The sequence below is a fragment of the Paenibacillus sp. J22P165 genome (assembly GCF_059692015.1).
Map to the genome: position 1 here is coordinate 348,425 of NZ_JCAUAP010000001.1, position 20,488 is coordinate 368,912.

Below are 20,488 nucleotides of genomic sequence, written 5' to 3' on the forward strand. Positions count from 1 at the left end.
TGTACATTTAATAATCATTACGTATTTTAATGTGGGAATAAAGGAGCACGAATCTATGACATATACCCCTAATCGAAATAAACTGACTGACGTTAGCCGTACACTGGCTAAGGTTGCAATGGGAGAAGCTGCGGCTGATCTTGTTATTCAAAATGGTACCTTAGTGAACGTGCATTCAGGTGAACTTCTTACACATATGGATGTTGCGATTGCTGCTGGGCGCATTGCGTATATTGGGAAGGCAGATCATACCATCGGAGCTCAAACTGCCCTGATCGATGCAGCCGGGAAGTATCTGGTGCCAGGCTTACTGGATGGCCATATGCATGTAGAGAGCACGATGCTATCTGTGACGGAATTTGCCAAAGCGGCGATTGTGAAAGGGACGACAGGTATCTTCATGGACCCGCATGAGATTGCGAATGTGTTCGGCTCCGAGGGTGTTCGACTGATGCATGAAGAAGGGCAGCAGTTGCCCCTTAAAGTGTTCACTACGTTCCCTTCTTGCGTACCTGCGACCAATGATCTGGAAGATGGCGGCGCTACACTGGAAGTAGCCGATATTCAAGCGGGGCTGCAGTGGGACAATGTGGTGGGACTTGGCGAAGTCATGAACTTCCCAGGTGTTGTGTATGGTGATCCCAAAATGTGCGGAGAAATTGAAGCAACGCTGTTAAGCGGGAAGACGGTTACAGGACATTTCCCGAGTGACGATGATCGCATGCTGCAAGCTTATTTAGCGTCTGGCGTAACATCAGACCATGAGACGGTAACAAGAGAGCAAGGTCTGCATAAGGTTCGCATGGGGATGCATCTCATGATTCGTGAAGGCTCAGCGTGGCATGATGTCAAAGAAGTCATCAAAATTGTCACCGAGGATGGCGTGAATACGTCCAATATTTCGCTTGTAACGGATGATGTGAATCCCCAAACACTAGTGGAAAAAGGACACCTTAATCACGTGGCGCGGCGCGCGATAGAAGAAGGCGTGAATCCTGTCACAGCGATTCAAATGGTAACGATAAATGTGGCGCGCTATTTTAAGCTGGAGCATGATTTGGGTTCAATCTCGCCAGGCAAGTGCGCGGACATTCTGTTGATCGATGATCTGCAGAAAATGGAGCCATCTACCGTTATTACGGACGGTCATGTGATTGCTGAGCAAGGAAAGCTCGTGGTGGAGTTCCCCGTATTTACGTATCCAGCTCATATTCGTACGTCCATGAACGTGAAGCGGGAGCTGGCAGCGGAAGACTTCAAGCTTGCATCGAAGGCTGGGCAAGAGACAACGAAGGTCAACGTGATCAACGTTATCGAAAATAGCGCCAGAACTGAAAAAATGACGGCGGAGCTTCGTGTGGAAGCGGGTCGTATCCAACCTGACCCTGCGCAAGACGTGGTTCGTTTAGCTTGTATCGAGCGGCACCGGGGTACGGGTCAGATATCGCTTGCTTTTGCACATGGCTTTCGTGTGAAGTCAGGGGCGGTTGCCTCAACAGTGGCCCATGACAGCCATAATCTCCTTGTGATGGGGATCGATGAAGCCGATATGGCCTTCGCGGCTAATGAGCTAGTGAAGCTGGGCGGCGGCATGATCGTGGTCGAAAATGGGCAAGTCTTGGCGCAGGTCCCGATGACGATTGCTGGACTTATGTCGGAGAAGTCTTTGCCTGAAGTGGTGGCGGAAGTCGCACAGATGGATCAAGCATGGAAACAAATCGGCTGCTCTCTGAATGCGCCGTATATGACATTCTCGCTCATCGCGCTGCCGGTGATTCCAGAGATTCGTATTTCTAATCGTGGGTTGGTTGATGTGACCGAGTTTAAGTTGATTGATGTTGAGATTGTTTAGGCAAAAGAAATGATGACATACCAAAAAGCCGAAGGAATCAGCGAAACATCTGCTGGGATTCGGCTTTTTGGTATGTCCGTGCGCCTGGCTTGGTTGCCGCGCACTGGACTACTCTTTCTGAGACTGATTCGTTTTCCATTTGTGAAACTCTAGAAGCTCCCGAAATTGTTCTTTGTTCACGCCAGAGGCCATCGCTTCCAAGACAAGCTGGTACCAGCCAGCATCGAGTTCTCCACCTTCGGTTGTTTCAACTAGAATGGATTCGATAGAGACATCTAAAGCCGCAGCTATTTTCTCAATAACTTGGATGGAGGGGTTGGATTGAATACCCCTTTCCACGTTGCTCAAATAAGACTTTGCGATCGAGGCCTTCTCGGCTAGTTCTGATAAGGACAGCCCTCTTTCATTGCGGAGTTGATGAATTCGCTGACCAATCATAATAAACTTCCTTTTTATAGTTAATGTAATACTCTCATTATATCAAATGTTTATTTAAAAACGTATAAAATTGATAAAATATGTAAAAGTGGTAATTCCGACATAAATGTGAGGCGAAATTCTACATAATGTTACAGAATAAAATGGAATATATATACGACAATCGACAAACATTGTAAAGTAACCTAGTTATAATAGGACTATAGCTGGATATCAAGTGATATGGACTTCGTGGGAGGACATGGCATTGGAAGAAATGGTGCGGTCAAGCTGTTTGAGTGAGGAAGAGGCATGGATTCAATTAATGAAGAGAGCCCGTGATCAGGGGTTACAGATGGAGCAAGTGAGAAGGATGCTGAAACAGTTAGCTTGGGAGAACATGGTAACAAATGCAGAAGAGCAGCAATTATTTTATCTTAGCTCATTACGATATTCGATAAAAGGTGGCTGAGAAGATCAGAGAGGGGATAGCAGCGGCTTTTTGTAATATGAATGATACAGATTGTAACGTAGTATGGATTAATTAGAAACCCTCGTCATCCACAGAGGATTGGCGAGGGTATATGATTTTTCTATGACTGAGTTATTCTACTAGCTCAATTGATGTTGATAGGAATGAATTCAACTTTCGTATTTCCAATATTGTCCTTCACTTCTAAGCGGACATAGCTGCCGCTATTGTGGAGGGTATTATACCACGTGAGATCCCCGAGCGGGTTAGAACCCTCGACATTTACTTGTGTGCTGATTTCTGTATTAGCAGGAAGCGTATTTACATATTGAATTCCGTTGTGAGTAGTTGTTTGTGCAGCACCTTGAGGATATTTAATCGTATCACCTGGGCCATTTAAAAAACCGTCCCACAGTTTGTTTTTTATGATAGGAAGAGTATTCGCTCTAGGGGCATCAATAAAATTATTGCCATATCCTGTACCATATCTAACTACTACGTTTCCAGCACTTAGAGCGCTTAAGTCGATGGACTCATTGGATTTAAATTTTAGAAGGAGATATTTCCCGTTTTCGTATAATGTTGCACTTGCATCGGAAATCACAGGAGCAACAGTATCAGTAGCAACGGTGCCAGAAACGGGAGCTCCATCGGCTGGGAAGAAATATGGAGCCCAATAGGCGTTATTTCCAGTACCATATTGTTGTTCATTATTGCGTGCTTGAACGGCATCAATCACGATATTAATACTTCCGGATTGGTTTTGGTAAGAATTATTTGCTTCTAGCGGCATTTTATAAGTAATCTTTAACGTAGCCGTTTGCCCAGAAGCGACTCTTGTAGGAGCAGCATCATAGGAAATCTGCAAAGGCGTATTCCCCCAAAATAAATTACCACTTTTACTTGCTTGCGTAGCTGGAGAATTGACCCCAATCCAGGCATCTAAAGAACCTGTATTTTTAATCGTTATGAATTTGAAATTCGTATCGCCTGGTGCAAGATTATTAAAGTTAAGCATAGTATTCGCCACTTTGCCGCCTGTAAAATCTTCAATCTCAACTGTTCCAGATGAAAATGTGTTACCAGCATTGCTTGCGGTGTCTGAAAATAAAGCGAATGATCCTCCGGCTACCATTGTGGCCCCTAAAGCTGATACGGCAGTTAGCATGACAAGTTTTGTTTTGATACTCATACAAGTATTCCTCCCATGAATTGTTTTGTCCCTTTAAGGGTTATATTTGAAACCTTCCTCAGAACGAACCGAGAAGGTGACAAAGCTTTGGTGACTAATTAGCTGCTTACAGTAACATCCTTGGCTTTACTTGCTCTTTCAAGCTTCAAAATTGCACGAATGAGCTCAATCACAGAAATAAGGATGAGTAACAGGCCAGGAACGATGAGTAATAAAGATAGGCCAAGCCTAGTTTTCAAGAAGTCAAAATAATAGCCAAGATAAGGAATTGTAAAATTGGCATATCTTGCAACGATATTAGAAGCAATGACGCGCGTTGGATCTGCTGCATCATTTGCGTCCCCTTTAGTTATAAATTCAAGAACTCCGGAAGCTGAATTAATTTCTTTTATCCGATGAGTAATGAGGATATCAGGTGTTTCTGGAGATTTGAACGTGACGATGTCACCAACTTTGAGTAAGTCAACTGCAATATTTGGCTTAGTAAAAATGATGGATCCTGTATGAATACGAGGCTCCATTGAGCCGGAGAGTACGGAAAACATTTGATATCCAAATATGCGAGGAATGCCGCCAGATAACTTGGAAGATATCGCAAAGAATAAGGTGACCAGAAGTAAAAGGCTTAAAAGCACAGTTATAGAATGATTGATCCATTTTAATTTTAAACGCATGCTAGTCATCACTCTCCATCTCTTTCTAGTGTGGGTAATCCATAAGTACTTCCGGTTACAGTCGTGAATATTGGAACAATTGATTGTGGGGGAGCGCAGGATGTAATCAAAGATGGATTTCCTGACTCGGATCCGTATACAGCATTGCTTACGGTAGGAAGAGCGATACTATTGTTATTTTCCGCTCCATAAACACTGCTCACCACAGAAATGCTTGGCATTGAGAGACTTGCCTTTGAGCAGAACGAAACCGCAGTTGAATAAGAGAGTGATGTAGAGAGAGTCGCGGTAACTAACGAATAAGTTGGAATCGTTTGTACACTGACGATTGCTGTTATACATAATGTGTTAAAAAGCCAGATGGTATATAAGAGCGGCTTGCTCTGAAAAAATCTGTGCCTTGATGAACGGGTATAGCGCATCAACTTTGTTCACTCCGTTCTTTCTGTTTCGTTCGTTATAAAGAACTTATGAGATTGACTATATAGCAATTTGCCTCTCTTGTAAATACTGGAAAATGGGATATTTGAGTTGTTTTTGTTCGTTTAAAGAAACAATATCGTTATTTTTGATAGTTTTTAGTCTATTTTCGTCCATTTTCGTTCTTTATTAAGGTTTGAGGGAATTTAGATGATATACACGACTTTTAAGATGCAAAAAGAGCGAAAGATCTAAGTGATCGGTCGCTTTTTCCTTAACATAATGGGTATTTCCATTATTTATAATTATTTTGGAGAATAAGGACAAACTAACACGAACATATCACATCTGGGTGGTGCACACATTGTTGTCTGATCTGAAGCGTTTGTTAATTGGCCAGCCATTGAAGTCCCACGAATTGGGCGAGCAGAAACTGAATAAAAAGAAAGCCCTGGCCATTCTTTCATCGGATGCGTTATCCTCGGTTGCCTATGGTCCTGAGCAGATTCTAATTGTTTTAATCACGATTAGCGCGGCAGCCTTCTGGTATACAATCCCAATTGGTTGCGGTGTTCTGTTTCTTTTAGTAGCTCTTATATTGTCGTATAGACAAATTATTTTTGCTTATCCGCAAGGCGGCGGTGCCTATGTCGTGTCAAAAGAGAACCTAGGCATGAACGCTGGCTTGTTTGCAGGCGGCTCCTTATTGGTCGATTATATTTTGACAGTAGCGGTCAGTATTTCTGCGGGCACGGATGCGATAACTTCGGCTTTTCCAAGCTTACATGCCTACACAGTTCCGATTGCACTAGCGCTTGTGCTATTCATTACCATCCTCAATCTCCGTGGTATAACGGAGTCGGCGTCAATTTTAGCGTATCCCGTTTACTTATTTGTGCTGGCATTGCTAATTCTCATTGGGGTCGGTTTGTACAAAATAGTGACAGGCCAAATCTCAGCTGATTTACATACGCCGTTGGGGACACCGATTGCGGGTATATCCCTCTTCATTTTGCTAAGAGCCTTCTCTTCGGGAAGCTCGGCTTTAACTGGGGTTGAGGCGATCTCCAATGCCATTCCCAATTTTAAGTCTCCTGCCCCGAATAACGCCTCCAGAACATTGATGGCTATGGGCTTTTTGCTAGCCATTCTTTTTGCGGGAATTATTTACTTAGCCTACTATTACGGCATTGCACCTGAGGAGAAGGAAACCGTCGTTTCTCAGATTGCGACCGTTACGTTTGGTAGAAATCTGATGTACTATATTGTCCAAGGTACGACAGCGATGATCCTCGTTCTTGCAGCGAATACGGGGTATTCTGCCTTTCCTTTGCTGGCGGTTAATCTGGCTAAAGATAAATTTATTGCGAGAATGTTTACGATGCGCGGAGACAGATTGGGGTATTCGAATGGGATTATTTTCTTAGCTGTCACTTCGATGTTGTTAATTATCGTATTCAAAGGACAGACGGAGCAGCTCATCCCACTTTATGCTGTGGGGGTATTCATTCCTTTTACACTGGCGCAGACAGGCATGTTGGTGAAGTGGAGTCGGGAGAGGCCGCCAGGTTGGTTGCTCAAATTATCCGTAAATTTGGTGGGCGCCATTATGAGCTTCATCGTCATGATGATCTTTTTTATCACTAAGTTCGGTCAAGTGTGGAGTGTACTGATTTTCCTCCCATTCATCGTTTTTATTTTCCATCAAATTAAAAAGCACTACGATGCCATCGCGGAACAGTTGCGCTTAACTTCTTGTGAACCTGTTATCCCTATCGAAGGGAATGTGATGATCGTGCCGGTCGCAGGCTTCACCTATGTGGTGGAGAACTCGCTCAACTATGCCAAATCGCTCTCTCCGGATCAAATTATAGCGGTGTATGTGGCGTTTGAACGGGAGGATGAAAAGAAATTTGCGGAAAAATGGCAAAAGTGGCAGCCCGATGTGCGTTTGGTTTCGCTGTACTCCCAATATCGAAGTATCGTGCATCCGCTGACTAAATTTATTGATACCGTTGAACATAAAGCTACGGAATCCAACTACCGGGTAACTGTGATCATCCCCCAGTTTATCCCCAAGAAAAACTGGCATAACATCCTTCACAATCAATCCAGTTTACTGATCAGGGCCTTCCTGTTGTATAAGCGGAATTTGATTGTCACGACCGTGCCGTATCATTTGAAAAAGTAAAAGAGGTGCTGAATCCGTATAGTAAACGCCGCGGCGGGTTACTTAGCCGAACCTCAATTTTTATACTTTTTTTATACAATTGCTACTTATCTTTACTCCTTATTTACAGAGATCTGCGTTACAATAGTGTGCGTGTGGCAAACTTGGTGAAATAGGGTAAAATAAGTCTATGGAAACTCAACAAAACGAAAAAAATTACTGGAAATCGTACGGGGTGACGAGCCTTTTTATTGTCGTGTTAACGATTGTACTAAAAGGTGTTGCCCCTTTCCTTGATCTCGTCAATATTTCGCTTCTTTATTTATTTCCGGTGCTATTTAGTGCAGTTCGTTGGGGGAGAGGTCCCTCTTTTTTTGCTGCGGGATTAGGTGTGCTGGCGTTTGACTTCTTCTTCGTTCCACCTACGCGCAGTCTATCGGTAGCTGATTTGCGATACATTTTTACCTTCATTGTCTTCCTATGTGTGGCGGGCCTTACGGCAAGTCTAGCTTCTAAGCTTAGAAATCAAATTCAGCAAGCGCAAAAAAGAGAAGCAAATACGGCTGCCTTATACGCGTTAAGTCGCAAGATTACAGCGATTTCTGATCTAGATGTTTTACTCATCGAGATTGTTCAGCATATTGCTGAAACACTGGATACGAAAGTTGCTATCTTTTTCCAGAATGTGCTGGGGGAGCAAGAACTGACCGCTTACTCCAATAAGGATAAGGATTGGGCGAGTGATGAGTCGCATCTGTCTATCGCATCTTGGGTCAATGCAAACCATACCATTGCTGGTCGGGGTACGCAGACGTTGCGTGAAGCCTCTGATTTACATATCCCTTTGGCAACCGATCATCAGATGCATGGCGTGCTTGCTGTGCATGTTGGCCATCGCAGTGTGACGGAAATGCCAGAGCTTATTCGCATCATTGAAGCGTTATCTGATCTTGCTGCCGTGGCTATTTCTCGGGTCAAGCTCGCGGATGAGGCCAAAGTGGCTCAATTGACGGCTGAATCCGAAAAGCTCCGCACTGCTCTGCTGGACTCGCTCTCTCATGAATTGCGTACGCCGCTGGCTGCGATTATTGGCTCTGTTACGGGCTTACTTGAGGGAGAGCACGTTTTTAGTCCGGATGATCGTCGAGAGTTACTCCTTACCACCCGTGAAGGGGCAACGCGCATGAATAGGCTTGTTGGGAATTTGCTCGGCATGGTTCGTATTGAGAGCGGGATGATGCGTTTAAATAAGATGTGGTGCGGAATCGAGGATGTTGTTGGGGTTGCTTTAACGCAATTGAAGGATTCTTTGCAAAATAGAGTCATTCATATCGCGTTGGATCCGGAGCTTCCGTCTGTCCCGCTGGATGAAGTTCTTATCGAGCAAGTGCTGATCAACGTGCTTAGTAATGCGATTAAGTATTCACCCGAAGGCAGTGAGATTCAGATTGAAGCGGAAAAGGACGGCGATAGGCTGCGTCTGAGCATTACTGATGAAGGGGCGGGCATACTTCCTGCTGATAGGGAACGGATTTTCGAGAAATTTTATCGTGGAAATCGAACGAAACATATACCAGGCACAGGCCTTGGGCTTGCCATCTGTAAAAGTATTGTGGAAGCGCATGGCGGTTCAATTACCGCTAGCGAGAGGAAAGACGGTCGGCAGGGTACAGTTATCGAACTGAGCTTGCCTTTATCACAGTAGAAATTCGCTAAGAGGGATGGAGAGAAGGATGACAACCACAGGGGCGAAAATTTTAGTTATTGATGACGAGGCACAAATCCGCAAATTGATGCGTGTTACGTTAACTGCACATGGATTTGTAATAGCGGAAGCGGCAACTGGCAAGGAAGGCTTGCTGCAGGCTGCGATGTTTCGGCCGGATCTCATTGTGTTAGATTTGGGGCTGCCAGATATGACCGGTATGGAAGTATTGGACGGCATTCGTGAATGGTCGAATGTTCCCATCATTATCTTGACAGCACAGGATCAAGAGACTGACAAAGTCGCCGCATTGGATCGCGGTGCAGACGATTATGTGACGAAGCCATTCGGTATGGGCGAATTCATGGCTCGCATGCGAGTGGCGCTTCGGCATATTGCCAAAACGCAAGATGAGCCTGTGATCAGGCTAGGGCAGCTCGTCATTGATTTGGCTAAGCGCAGCGTAGAACTCCATGGTGAGAAGCTGAAGCTAACGCCAACCGAGTATGATTTGCTCAAGGTGCTCGGCGTTAATGCTGGTCGCGTTATGACTCATAAACAGTTGCTCAAGGAAGTATGGGGCGGCCAGCAGTATGAATCAGACAGTCAGTATCTGCGGGTGTATGTTGGACATCTGAGGAAGAAAATAGAGACGGATCCGACGAGACCTCAGTATATTTTGACTGAGCCGGGGATTGGGTACCGGTTTGCTTGGCAAGAAAGCTAATGAAGTGGCGTATAATCAAAAAGCTTCCAGCCCCACAAAATGTGGGATTGGAAGCTTTTTGCAATCTAGGGCGTTAACAAGTAAAGGAATCAATAAAGCGTAAGTCAATGCCAAAGAATATCCAAGAAAATCCAGTCCAACGGAATCCAGTAATCGATGTCCGTCCAACGAACACTGGGAAGTACCAGTATTGTTGTCCGTTGCTTTGCCATATATACGTGAATCTGAACAAGCAGCGGGAGATTCCGCCCGGATCTACGGCGTATACGCCGGGTGCTTTAAGTGGTTTTTGCGGTATGTGAGATGGCGGCGCGGACGTTGGCGGTTGATACCCGCCTTGGCCTGATCCAGGTCCTGGAGGTGGAAACCCTGGTCCAGGTCCACCTGGGAAACCGCCTGGTCCACCCGGAAATCCAGGTCCACCTGGGAAACCGCCAGGTCCGCCAGGAAATCCAGGCCCCCCCGGGAAACCACCAGGTCCGCCTGGGAATCCTGGACCGCCAAAACCACCTTGCCCTCCTGGGAAGCCAGGTATCATGCCGCCAGTTCCTGGGAATCCGGGGATGCCCAAACCTCCTAAGCCACCTAAGCCTCGTGGATCATAGGCAGGTACCCAGCCGTAGTATTGAGGTACGGGATACCCATAAGGGTATGGTGTATGTTGTGGATAATATGCTGTTGGGTAGTCCGAGTCCGTTGCCGCGCTTTGTGAAATCTCAGTTTCCAGTTCTACATCGCGCAGTTCTTGTTTCTTGTTCGATGCCATTCGTAAGTCCTCCTTAGGTAAAAGCGGATTGTCGATACTTACTATATGCAGGGAGATAGACGGATGTCACGGTTTGAAAATAACAAAAGTTAAGCATCACTAGACCTATAAGAAGTGGTATAATAGTTCGAATTGGGAAAATAAACCTATGATATATTGTCGAAATATAGGTGTAATATCCCATATATATGATGGAATTTGTCGTATATAATGGAAATTGGAACGATTTTGAAATTAATGGGGCGGGATTTCTTGAGAGACCTTTTGGGTAAAAGATTAAGATATGATGTGACAACAAGTTATGGACTAGTCTTAGTCCCTGTTCATACCGTTCTAAATCAAGAGCATTTGGATTTATTTAGGCAGCATCGCATCGATCAGATGGATATTGTAACAACGACGATGCCTGAGAGCCAGCCGTCTGAATCCGTACCTGCTCAAGATGCAAATCGTCTTGTTCAAAAAGCTACGGAGTATGCCAAAGACTTATTCGAGCGTATTAAGACGCAAAAGAAAATACCTCTTCTAGAGATCAAGTCAGAATTAATTCCAATCGTTCAGCAGGCAGCCGAAAACCCTGATCTCTTTCAATTGTTTCAAGCCGTTAAGGCTAAGGATGAATACACCCACCAGCATAATATCGGCGTGGGCATTCTATCAACACTCATTGGTAAGTGGATGGACCTTGCAGATACAGAAGTAGCGCTTCTATCCTTAGCGGCTACAATGCATGATGTGGGTAAAATCAAGATTTCTCAAGAAATTTTAATGAAACCAGGGAAATTAACTCCGAAAGAGTATGATGAAATAAAAAAGCATACCATTCTTGGTTATAACATGCTGCGTGAAACGGTAGGCATTAACTATCGTGTAGCGCTGGTTGCTCTGCAACATCATGAACGGGCTGATGGGACGGGCTATCCGTTGCAGCTGCAAGATAATCAACTAGACAAAATGAGCAGAATCGTCGCCGTTGCAGATGTTTTCCACGCGATGTCATCGAAGAGGCCCTATCATGAAATGATGCCTTTTCACGAGGTTGTCAGTCGTTTGAGAAAAGGTTTTTTTGGAGAGTTAGATCCACATATTGTTTCTGTTTTTTTACAGAACATTATTTACAATCTAGTAGGCAGGCAAGTGCTGCTTACAGATGGACGCTGGGGCGAAGTCGTCTATATTAATCCAACGGATGATACAAATCCACTCGTGAAAATCGAAAATACCTTTCTTGATCTCAGTCGAGAAAGACACATTCATATAAAGGAAGTTGTCATATGAAGCCAATAATTATAGAGAAGTCAGACGTTTTACTCCAATTTTATTCCAACTATGGTCTAACACAACGTGAAACCGAAATACTTTCCTTACTTGCGACATATGGTTACACCAACAAGGAAATTGCCGAAAATTGCTGTATTAGTGAGAAAACCGTGAAAATTCACCTCGCCAACATTATGGGGAAAATCGGAATTGGCTCCATGCGCAAGCTATTAGCCTTGCTGTTGCAGCAAGCTTTGCTTGTTTCTGGACTTGGAGCGAATGAGTCTGTGCGTGTGGTGTCGGTGGGAATGAGATAGGAGATGTGGGGGACCTTCTAAGAAGAAGGTCCTTTTTTTTTTTTTTTTTTTTTGCTAATAGTAAATACATAATAATTTTATAAAACACTTGTTTTTGTATCTTTATAATGATACGATATGTATCGTATGATGCTATATTAATGAGGATAATGTAATTGGTTTTCAATAAGGAACATGAAAGGAGGAATAGGAGGTTAGGCTTATATTTTAGTATTAAGGGCTAGTTATGTTTGGCTAGATACGTTTTGTATCGGTTAATTTATATAAAAGGAGCGTTGTTTCATGCAAGTTGTACAACCTATTCGTGATCAAGTGAAAATTGAAGAAATGCAAGAAATTTTAATAAGGCAGTCACATCGAGACTGGCTCTTATTCACAATTGGTATTAATTCTGGTTTACACCTAAGTGATTTGTTGACTTTAAGAGTGCAAGATTTGAAAGGTAAGAATAGGGTAATTATACGTGAAGAAAAGACAGGGAAAGAAAAGAATTTTACAATAAGCGCTAAGCTTAATGAGTCCATTTCAGAATATGTAAAATATATGGATGACAATGATTATGTCTTTCCATCTCAACGAACAGGAAAGCCAATAAAAAGGATTCGAGTATACCGTATTTTGAATGAAGCAGCGAAACAGATTGGACTCCATGATATTGGCACACATACATTAAGGAAGACTTTTGGATACCATTATTATCAAAGGACGAAAAATATTTCTGTACTTCGTGATCTTTTCAACCATTCTGCCCCATCTGTAACTTTGCGTTATATAGGCGTACAGGTGCAGTTAGATAAGAGGGGGGAAACCCGATTAGTGGCAAGTAATGAGTAGATTACTGAATAATAAGATACGAAATGTATCGTAATTAATGGAGTGAGAAAAGGAAATAAGATCATGAAGTAAAGATAACATGACCTGGGAGAGATTTGTTTATGGAGAAAAAGAGACAAGCTAAAATTGATATCATGGAAATATTGGTACAAACAGGAATAAATCCAAATGACTTTTTGGTTTTAGCTGAACAGGAACTTGAGAAACCGACTTTTATTAATCTAGGGAACGTTCTGCCCGTACAAAGGCAATAAAACGCCGAGCTTCATCTGAAGATAATTTCTTCCCATCTATGGTTAGTGCGAATTTCTCCATAATCTTTTCATCAGAAAGTTCTAAGTTATCCACGAAATCGCGTACTTCTTCGTCGAGTATACGATCAGACTGATTTGTTCTTCCAAGCAAATAATCAATGGATACATGAAAAAAAGAAGCGATTTTATTGATAGTCGTGTAATCTGGCTCTCTACGTGAAGTCTCATAGTGTGAAAGTGAGGCTCTTGAAATGCCTAACTTGTTAGCCAGATCTTCCTGGGTGAGTGCATGCCGTTCTCTCAGAAAGGCAATTCTGTCCCCGTATTTCGTCATTGTTAATTTCCTCACATTTCCATATGAATAATTTTAGTATATCCATTTAGTAAGACTTATTATACCAGTGTTTTACTAGATATGAAAATGAAAAAATGTATTTTCTCCAGTTTCTCTTTCTACTATTTGTAATATGCAAAGAAGAATCTCCACTATAAGGAAAAGGAAGCTGAACACATGTTGACTAACCTTGCTAAAAGTCGAAAGTTTGACCTCAAAAATGAGACATTATTTTATAGTCATATTAAGATCGTTGAGATTAAAAATAAACGGATGGAATCAAAGCCTACTCAAGTGATACTTACAGAAATTACTTCTCAAGGTTTGCGATTTCTATCTTCTTTAGCACTGCCACTAAGTCAGCATGTCACTTGGAGGTTTCAATTAACATTGCGTGAAATGACCTTTTCAGTTGAGGGAATTCTCATAAATGTAAATAGATTGGACGAGGGAAATGAATATGAAGTGGAATGGAAAGGAGGCTTAGAATTAGGCCGCCTTGTATTATCATTTTTTATTCAACCTAATCCTGCAACTTTCCAAGCTAATGAAAGTTATAGATATTTTAATGAATATACGACAGTCCAACAACAAAAACAATTTGATTTGTTATGTTAATGTCATAAGGTGCTAAGGCTATGAAAGAAAGAGTGGAATTTATGCCATGGATGAAGGTAATATTACGTGTTATGAGTTGGATATTACCTCTCATAGTCGTTACATTGCTAGTGCTATATTATACAAAAGATAGATGGCTTGACGTCTTAGGTAACGAGTTGATTGTTTACGATGAAGTAAGTAAAAGTGATGTAATTATACTTCTTGGAGGAGAAGGGGGGTTCGGGGAGAGATCGAGAAAGGCTGTTGAATTGTATAAGAATGGTTATGCCAGGAAAGTCTTGTTGACAGATGGAACCTTTGATTACAAACATGACATGGAAATTAATAAAATGGTTGCAAAGGTTGAAGCTTTAGGAGTACCCGAAGAATCCATTATGCTAGAAGATCATGCACAAAATACTTTTGAGAATGCTAAATATTCCAAAGAAATTCTTGAGCAAGAAGGTATGCAGAAAGCGCTTGTTGTAACTTCAGATTGGCATACTTTGCGAACTCGCCTAACTTTTAAAAAAGTGTATAAAAATTCTGGTATTGAACTACATTTTGTTGCAGCACCATCAGAATTTACGTTTGACCAATGGTGGACGCATCATGATACAAAAAAGAATGTTCCATTAGAATGGGTGAAAATCATATATTACAAGTTATCTAATCGAGCTTAACTGAAAGGTCTTGTACACCAAGACTTTTTTGTTATGCAAATCATTTATCAACATCACGTTAGGAGAGAGTATATTTTGAAAATTTTAAAGTCGGGTATAACAATAATACTTATGTGGATCTTTTTAGTAGTGCCTAATATTGTATTTGCAGAGAAAACATTAAAGGTATTCTTTGACGATACTGAATTGCGTTTTGAAGTTAATCCATTTATTAAAGATGGAAGCACATTTGTTCCATTTCGACCAATTTTTGAGAGTATGGGCTTTAAGGTGTTTTGGGATGATGAAGAACAGTCTGTTACTGGCAGGAAAGACAATTTAAGCATCACAATGGAAATAGATAGTCCAGTCGCATACGTCAATGACAGGGCTATCAAACTTCAAACACCTGCACAAATTGTAGAAAATATGACCCTTGTTCCTCTTCGTTTTATAAGCGAGAATAGTGGGTTTCCGATCAACTGGGATCCCGATAGCCACATAGTTACCATTCAATCCCCTGACAAGATTCAACCAGATAAGTTAAATCCATTCGACATCGTTGCTTATAATGTAAAAAGCTTTGGAGCAAAAGGCGACGGGTTAACAGATGATACATTAAGCATTCAAATTGCTTTACAACAAGTTTCGAAGAAAAATGGTACACTATTCTTCCCAAGCGGCACTTACATCGTAGATGCAACACAAAAACTAACAGTAAATTCTAATACAAAGATTATCGGGGAAGGATCCTCGACAGGTCTGAAGGCGAAATCTGACGTAGAATTCGGAACAAGTTTATTAACCATTTCTGGTAATGATGTTGCGATGAGTTATCTTAGTTTAGATGGAAATCAACGTGTAATTAATATTCTGTTAGTTGATTCGAATAGTTCGAATATTATGGTTGATAATTGTATGATTGCTAATGCTTCTCAAAGTAATAATCCTTCTCGAGACGATTATAATGAGGTAGTAAGTGGTATTACAATATTCGGAAATACAAATACAATTACTATAGATCATAGTGAGATAAAGAATATAAAGGCTATCCATGAGAATCAAGGTAGTTTGGTTGCTCGAGGCATATACTTAACTGAAAATAAATCGGGCTGGCTTGAAAAAGCTGCGAAAAATGTTTCCATTGTAAATAACTATATACATGATATTGGGCCGGCAGATGATGGGGACGGTATTTTTTATGAAGACCCGAATTTAGAAAAAAATTTGATAGAAGATACTAATAGTACGATTTCAAATAATCGATTTGAGAATTGTGCTAAGCGCGCGATTAAAATAAACGCTCAGGGTGTCCGTATTATTGGTAATTTGATTGTAAATAATTATATGAACAATAATTATTATGAGGGTAAGTATAAAAACAGTCTTGCTCCAGATATGTATGCTGGCATTAGCATCTATGCGGATAATAATATTGTTTCAGATAATATCCTTCAGGGTAGTGGAAGTTTTTACGCGGGAATCGAAATTACTGCTGAACGGATGGTAAGTCATGTTATCGTGAGTAATAACAAAATTAAAATGGGAGCTTACAGTAATCTAGGAGGGAAAACCTCTATCCGAATTGGATATGTCAGTCACTTTACAATCAGTAACAATGAATTGGAAAATGGAGAAACTGGCATTTGGACTTGGCAAAGTGCCTCAAATGGTATTATTAATGGTAATAAAATTAATATGCCAGGAGGTGGAGGAATTAATTTGGAGACATACCTTCCGAATAATTACAAAAGAGCAATCGAAATAAAAGATAACAAAATATATGCAAGTGACTATGATGTAAATCATGCATAGCAAAAAAAAGGAAGAAGCCCAACCAATAGGGCTTCTTTTTTTTTTTTGCTATCAATCAATTAAGCGTTGAAGTCTCATTATCATAGAGTCATTGGCCGAGAGCAAACAGTTTGGGTTTACATAAACTGAATTATAGTATGAATTTGTCATATGACAAAAATGCTAGAAAAATAAAAAGGAGATGAATGAAATATGGCTGATGCAGACATGCAAAAGGCGTTAGATACTGCTTTCGCAAATGGAGAACCTTTTTATGTTGTTATTCCAGATGATGGAGCCTATATTTTTGACGGCAAAAAGACGACAAAAGTAGCAACTCCTGCTATTGTTACGCCAACGCCCCCTACGCCCCCAACTACACCAACTGGAAAGGTATTTAATGTTGCCGACTATAGTACGATTAAACTGGCTTTAGATGCTGCAGCTGTCGCAGGTGGAACAGTTGTATTTCCCTCAAATGGTCAGTTTACGATTGCTGTAGGAGCTCCCTTAGCGATTGCAGCTAATGTTAAATTGCAAGGGAATGGATCAACTATTAAGATGACTGGAACCGGACATGCAGCAGAAGTAATTGGGATTAAAGGAAGTAATGTTGAGATTGATAAATTAATTATTGATGGAAATAATCTCAGCAAAGTAGGAGTTTCTCTATATGAGAATATATCCAATATTAAAATGACAAACAGTACCATTAAAAACATTACCCAAGGGGGGAGTTACTCAACTGACCTCGTTGCAGGCGTAATGATAAAAACAGGTATTGTAGGAGTGGTGCTAGATAATAATACGATAAATAGTGTAAGAGCAAAAAATGCACCCGCTGTGTCAAGAGGGGTAATGGTTTCGAGTTATAATGGTACGATTGCAAAGAACGTTACAATTAGTAATAATACGATCTCAGACATATCACCAAAAGATGATGGTGATGGCATCTATTTCGATTCAAGCACTGTTCTATCTAACTCTGTAATAAGTGGGAATACATTTGAACGGGTTGGAAAAAGAGGTATTAAAATTGCAACTCCAGGTATTACTATTTCAAATAACCATGTCATTAATTCTTTTTTAAACAATAATCAATATGTGGCGAGTAATCCAGTCCCAGGAATGGATATGTATGCAGGGATATCTGTGTATGCTAATGATGTCATTGTTAGCGGCAACAACATAGATGGTGTGGGTAGCTTTTATGGTGGCATTGAAGTCTCGGCTGAACTTTTGGTCGATCGAATTAAAATATTAAATAATACCATTACAATGGGAGCGAGTTCAAATCAGAGTGGTACTAGCGGAATGCGAATTGGGGATGTGGCAAACTTTGAAATTTCAGGAAATAAAATAATACGCGGAAGTAATGGGATCTGGACATGGCAGGGAGCTGTCAATGGCACAATTACCGGAAATGATATAAGTGAAGTAGATTATGGTATTCAGTTTGGAACTTATGTGACGGGTAAACCATTCTCTAATGTTAAAGAGAGTAATAATAAAATTCAAGCGAGAAAATCAGCAATAATAAATCGATAGAAATGGACGGTGATTATCACCGTCTTTTTTTCGGTTTTATGTATTGAAAGTTGAGAAATACGGAGTTGTATAAAGTTAAAAGTCAACTGTTGACATGTTACAAAATGTATCGTAAAGTAGACGAGTGAAAGATACGATTTGTTACATTGATGATTAATTTATTAAGAAGGGTGATATATGAAACGAAGAGCTATTTATTACTTTGTTGCTTCTTTAGGGCTCGCAAGTAGTTGTTGGATTTACTTGAGTTTCGAGCCCAACCATCACTTTCAAGGAAGTGAATTACCTGTATTATCTACACCTAATTATCAAACGACTTCATCATATCTAACAAATCAATCGAATCAACCAGCTCAACCCAATGAGGATAATAAGTCCATACAATCAGAACCAACAGCAGTAACTGGAAAAGTTGAAAAAGAAGAAAAATACTCGTCGTTTAATGTTCTTATTCTTGGAACGGATGCCATTGGAAACGAGGACTCTCGATCAGATGTAATTATTGTGGCACATGTGATGCCAAATGAGAAAAAGGTTGCCATCGTTTCGATTCCGCGCGATTCGAGAGTTGCAGTCGACAATGTTGGTTATACAAAAATTAATCATGCTCATATCGTAGGTGAACTTCGTGGAGGAAATAAGGAGGGCACTCAATTAGTGCTACAAACTGTTAGTAGCTTCTTAAATATTCCAATTAATTATTACATGAAAACTAATTTCAGAGGTTTTATTAACATGATTGATGAAATTGGTGGAATTGATATTGAGGTCACGGAGGATATTTACTTAGGTGAGTCATCACTGCTTCTTCATCAAGGGATGCAGCATATTGACGGGGCAACCACACTTAGTTTAGTACGGGAGAGACACTCGTTGCAAAACGGGGATTTTGGGAGACAGTTTAATCAGTCACAGGTTTTGAAAGAAATAGCAGTTAAATTACTTCAACCTAAGCAGCTTCCGAAGTTACCTAAATTACTTTCATTAGTTAAGAAAGATATCTCTGATACAAATTTTTCTGACGGGGATTTAATCAGTTTAGCTTGGTTATTAAATGGGGTAAAGGCATCAGATTTTAGTTATATTCAGATACCAGGACAATCGAGTTTGGAAATGGATCCCTTAGTAAAGAACAATGTGTGGTACTGGATTCCAGATATGAATGAAGTAAAAAAGATATCCCAGGATTATTTTCAACGTGAATAATATAGGTTAACCTATCATGGGAATGATACAAAATGTATTTTAGTATTTAAGGTAGAAACGAACTAGGCTCAGGCGAAGTAGTGCTTGACACGATACATTTTGTATCGTATATTTAGAATGTAAATGATACAAATCGTTTCATTTCTATCGGTTATGAATCCGTTTTGTATCATAAATTTCAGGTTTTATATCTAGTAAACTATGAGACTAGTACCTTGAAAGGGTGTAACTAAGATGGCTATTTTAATCACTGGCGGCAGTGGATTTATAGGGGCTCATACTAGTGTCGAGATGCTTAATGCTGGTTATGATATTGTATTGTTCGATAATTTTAGTAATAGTCAGCCAGAAGTGTTACGAAGAATCTATGAAATAACGAATAAAGATTTTCGATTCTATGAACTTGATATGCGTGATAAGCAACAACTGGAAAGAGTTTTCTCCGAGAATAGTATCGAAGCTGTGATTCATTTGGCAGGTTTGAAAGCAGTTGGAGAGTCAATTCATTTACCGCTTAAATATTATGACAATAACATTAATGGTACTGTAACACTCATTGAAATGATGAAAAAATATGAAGTGAAGAAGTTGGTATTTAGTTCTTCTGCAACTGTGTATGGCTTACAAACACAGGTTCCAATTTCAGAAGACAATACATTAGAAGCAACTAATCCTTATGGTCGATCCAAGTTAATGATTGAGGAAATCTTAAGGGATCTGTACGTATCAGATGAGGAGTGGAGTATTATTCCTTTACGATACTTCAATCCGGTTGGTGCACATCGGAGTGGGAGATTAGGGGAGTATCCAAATGGTACGCCAAATAATTTAACCCCATATATTACTCAAGTTGCTGCCGGTAAGTTAAGGGATATGAAAATTTTTGGAAACAACTATCCAACACCTGATGGTACAGGTATTCGGGACTACCTTCATGTAACAGATTTAGCACTGGGGCATGTCAGGGCAATCGAGAAAGTAATGTCCGGGGCTACTGGGGTGAACGCCTACAACTTAGGTACTGGAAGGGGTTATAGCGTCCTTGAGATGATACATACCTTTGAAAGTATAACTGGGAAAAGCATTCCCTACTCATTTGTTGAGCGCAGACCTGGTGATGTCGCAGTCTGTTATGCGGATCCGACAAAAGCCAAAGTTGAGTTAGGTTGGGAAGCTCAAAAAGGGATTGAAGAAATGTGTATGGATGCTTGGCGTTGGCAAGTGAACAATCCAAACGGATATGAAAGTTCTTTTGAACTGGAAAGAAGTTGGGTATAAATCATT

Annotated in this window: 19 protein-coding genes; 14 read left to right on the forward strand and 5 right to left on the reverse strand. The window is 40.9% G+C overall.

Going from position 1 to position 20,488, the window contains the following annotated elements:
- Positions 1–55 precede the first annotated feature (55 nt).
- The gene (gene ade, locus AC58QM_RS01515; protein ID WP_497280781.1) at positions 56–1,852 is read left to right on the forward strand and encodes an adenine deaminase; all 1,797 of its coding nucleotides are present in this window, start codon (positions 56–58) and stop codon (positions 1,850–1,852) included.
- Positions 1,853–1,960: 108 nt separating this feature from the next.
- Here the strand turns inward: ade and AC58QM_RS01520 are convergent, their stop codons facing one another.
- Positions 1,961–2,290, reverse strand: coding sequence for a helix-turn-helix domain-containing protein (locus AC58QM_RS01520; protein WP_497280783.1), 330 nt, complete (start codon positions 2,288–2,290; stop codon positions 1,961–1,963).
- Positions 2,291–2,537: 247 nt separating this feature from the next.
- On the opposite strand from AC58QM_RS01520, the gene AC58QM_RS01525 reads away from it, so the two are divergent.
- The gene (locus AC58QM_RS01525) at positions 2,538–2,741 is read left to right on the forward strand and encodes a hypothetical protein (protein WP_497280784.1); all 204 of its coding nucleotides are present in this window, start codon (positions 2,538–2,540) and stop codon (positions 2,739–2,741) included.
- 145 nt (positions 2,742–2,886) lie between these two features.
- On the opposite strand, the gene AC58QM_RS01530 is transcribed toward AC58QM_RS01525, so the two are convergent.
- Together AC58QM_RS01530 and sipW are read right to left on the reverse strand one after the other, a co-directional pair.
- Positions 2,887–3,933, reverse strand: a complete 1,047-nt coding sequence (locus AC58QM_RS01530; protein WP_497280786.1) for a TasA family protein — start codon at positions 3,931–3,933, stop codon at positions 2,887–2,889.
- A gap of 98 nt (positions 3,934–4,031) precedes the next feature.
- Positions 4,032–4,616 (reverse strand): signal peptidase I SipW, encoded by a 585-nt coding sequence (gene sipW / locus AC58QM_RS01535; RefSeq protein WP_497280787.1) that lies wholly within the window; start codon positions 4,614–4,616, stop codon positions 4,032–4,034.
- A gap of 775 nt (positions 4,617–5,391) precedes the next feature.
- Here sipW and AC58QM_RS01540 point away from each other — a divergent pair.
- The 3 genes from AC58QM_RS01540 to AC58QM_RS01550 all read left to right on the forward strand — a co-directional run bounded on the left by AC58QM_RS01540 (position 5,392) and on the right by AC58QM_RS01550 (position 9,629).
- On the forward strand, positions 5,392–7,218 hold the full coding sequence (locus tag AC58QM_RS01540) for an APC family permease (protein WP_497280789.1): 1,827 nt from the start codon (positions 5,392–5,394) through the stop codon (positions 7,216–7,218).
- A gap of 169 nt (positions 7,219–7,387) precedes the next feature.
- Positions 7,388–8,902: an ATP-binding protein gene (locus tag AC58QM_RS01545; protein ID WP_497280791.1), complete on the forward strand. Its 1,515-nt coding sequence runs from the start codon at positions 7,388–7,390 to the stop codon at positions 8,900–8,902.
- 28 nt (positions 8,903–8,930) lie between these two features.
- The gene (locus tag AC58QM_RS01550) at positions 8,931–9,629 is read left to right on the forward strand and encodes a response regulator (protein WP_497280792.1); all 699 of its coding nucleotides are present in this window, start codon (positions 8,931–8,933) and stop codon (positions 9,627–9,629) included.
- A gap of 73 nt (positions 9,630–9,702) precedes the next feature.
- On the opposite strand, the gene AC58QM_RS01555 is transcribed toward AC58QM_RS01550, so the two are convergent.
- Positions 9,703–10,395, reverse strand: coding sequence for a hypothetical protein (locus AC58QM_RS01555; protein ID WP_497280794.1), 693 nt, complete (start codon positions 10,393–10,395; stop codon positions 9,703–9,705).
- A 252-nt stretch (positions 10,396–10,647) separates the two neighbouring features.
- Here AC58QM_RS01555 and AC58QM_RS01560 point away from each other — a divergent pair, with 252 nt between their 5' ends.
- The 3 genes from AC58QM_RS01560 (at position 10,648) to AC58QM_RS01570 (ending at position 12,806) form a co-directional block, all read left to right on the forward strand.
- Positions 10,648–11,673 carry an HD-GYP domain-containing protein gene (locus AC58QM_RS01560; RefSeq protein ID WP_497280795.1) on the forward strand — a complete coding sequence of 342 codons (1,026 nt, stop codon included), beginning with the start codon at positions 10,648–10,650 and terminating at the stop codon, positions 11,671–11,673.
- Positions 11,670–11,972 (forward strand): helix-turn-helix domain-containing protein, encoded by a 303-nt coding sequence (locus AC58QM_RS01565; RefSeq protein WP_497280797.1) that lies wholly within the window; start codon positions 11,670–11,672, stop codon positions 11,970–11,972. Before AC58QM_RS01560 ends, AC58QM_RS01565 begins: the two co-directional genes overlap by 4 nt.
- A gap of 282 nt (positions 11,973–12,254) precedes the next feature.
- Positions 12,255–12,806 carry a site-specific integrase gene (locus AC58QM_RS01570; RefSeq protein WP_497280798.1) on the forward strand — a complete coding sequence of 184 codons (552 nt, stop codon included), beginning with the start codon at positions 12,255–12,257 and terminating at the stop codon, positions 12,804–12,806.
- 216 nt (positions 12,807–13,022) lie between these two features.
- Here the strand turns inward: AC58QM_RS01570 and AC58QM_RS01575 are convergent, their stop codons facing one another.
- Complete coding sequence (locus tag AC58QM_RS01575; protein WP_497280800.1) at positions 13,023–13,394, reverse strand: helix-turn-helix domain-containing protein; 372 nt, start codon at positions 13,392–13,394, stop codon at positions 13,023–13,025.
- Between the two features lie 177 nt (positions 13,395–13,571).
- Here AC58QM_RS01575 and AC58QM_RS01580 point away from each other — a divergent pair, with 177 nt between their 5' ends.
- The 6 genes from AC58QM_RS01580 (at position 13,572) to galE (ending at position 20,482) form a co-directional block, all read left to right on the forward strand.
- Positions 13,572–14,012, forward strand: coding sequence for a hypothetical protein (locus tag AC58QM_RS01580; protein WP_497280802.1), 441 nt, complete (start codon positions 13,572–13,574; stop codon positions 14,010–14,012).
- Between the two features lie 20 nt (positions 14,013–14,032).
- Positions 14,033–14,677, forward strand: a complete 645-nt coding sequence (locus AC58QM_RS01585) for a YdcF family protein (protein ID WP_497280804.1) — start codon at positions 14,033–14,035, stop codon at positions 14,675–14,677.
- Positions 14,678–14,752: 75 nt separating this feature from the next.
- On the forward strand, positions 14,753–16,471 hold the full coding sequence (locus tag AC58QM_RS01590) for a stalk domain-containing protein (RefSeq protein WP_497280805.1): 1,719 nt from the start codon (positions 14,753–14,755) through the stop codon (positions 16,469–16,471).
- A 192-nt stretch (positions 16,472–16,663) separates the two neighbouring features.
- Positions 16,664–17,998 (forward strand): right-handed parallel beta-helix repeat-containing protein, encoded by a 1,335-nt coding sequence (locus tag AC58QM_RS01595; protein WP_497280806.1) that lies wholly within the window; start codon positions 16,664–16,666, stop codon positions 17,996–17,998.
- Between the two features lie 177 nt (positions 17,999–18,175).
- Positions 18,176–19,204, forward strand: coding sequence for an LCP family protein (locus tag AC58QM_RS01600; protein WP_497280808.1), 1,029 nt, complete (start codon positions 18,176–18,178; stop codon positions 19,202–19,204).
- A gap of 234 nt (positions 19,205–19,438) precedes the next feature.
- A complete protein-coding gene (gene galE, locus AC58QM_RS01605; RefSeq protein ID WP_497280810.1) occupies positions 19,439–20,482 on the forward strand; it encodes a UDP-glucose 4-epimerase GalE in 1,044 nt (347 codons plus the stop codon).
- Positions 20,483–20,488 lie beyond the last annotated feature (6 nt).

Coding starts and splice junctions, on each gene's coding strand:
- ade (WP_497280781.1), top strand. CDS start 56: ATGACATATACCCCTAATCGAAATAAACTGACTGACGTTAGCCGTACA.
- AC58QM_RS01520 (WP_497280783.1), bottom strand. CDS start 2,290: ATGATTGGTCAGCGAATTCATCAACTCCGCAATGAAAGAGGGCTGTCC.
- AC58QM_RS01530 (WP_497280786.1), bottom strand. CDS start 3,933: ATGAGTATCAAAACAAAACTTGTCATGCTAACTGCCGTATCAGCTTTA.
- sipW (WP_497280787.1), bottom strand. CDS start 4,616: ATGACTAGCATGCGTTTAAAATTAAAATGGATCAATCATTCTATAACT.
- AC58QM_RS01545 (WP_497280791.1), top strand. CDS start 7,388: ATGGAAACTCAACAAAACGAAAAAAATTACTGGAAATCGTACGGGGTG.
- AC58QM_RS01550 (WP_497280792.1), top strand. CDS start 8,931: ATGACAACCACAGGGGCGAAAATTTTAGTTATTGATGACGAGGCACAA.
- AC58QM_RS01555 (WP_497280794.1), bottom strand. CDS start 10,395: ATGGCATCGAACAAGAAACAAGAACTGCGCGATGTAGAACTGGAAACT.
- AC58QM_RS01565 (WP_497280797.1), top strand. CDS start 11,670: ATGAAGCCAATAATTATAGAGAAGTCAGACGTTTTACTCCAATTTTAT.
- AC58QM_RS01570 (WP_497280798.1), top strand. CDS start 12,255: ATGCAAGTTGTACAACCTATTCGTGATCAAGTGAAAATTGAAGAAATG.
- AC58QM_RS01575 (WP_497280800.1), bottom strand. CDS start 13,394: ATGACGAAATACGGGGACAGAATTGCCTTTCTGAGAGAACGGCATGCA.
- AC58QM_RS01580 (WP_497280802.1), top strand. CDS start 13,572: ATGTTGACTAACCTTGCTAAAAGTCGAAAGTTTGACCTCAAAAATGAG.
- AC58QM_RS01585 (WP_497280804.1), top strand. CDS start 14,033: ATGAAAGAAAGAGTGGAATTTATGCCATGGATGAAGGTAATATTACGT.
- AC58QM_RS01595 (WP_497280806.1), top strand. CDS start 16,664: ATGGCTGATGCAGACATGCAAAAGGCGTTAGATACTGCTTTCGCAAAT.
- AC58QM_RS01600 (WP_497280808.1), top strand. CDS start 18,176: ATGAAACGAAGAGCTATTTATTACTTTGTTGCTTCTTTAGGGCTCGCA.
- galE (WP_497280810.1), top strand. CDS start 19,439: ATGGCTATTTTAATCACTGGCGGCAGTGGATTTATAGGGGCTCATACT.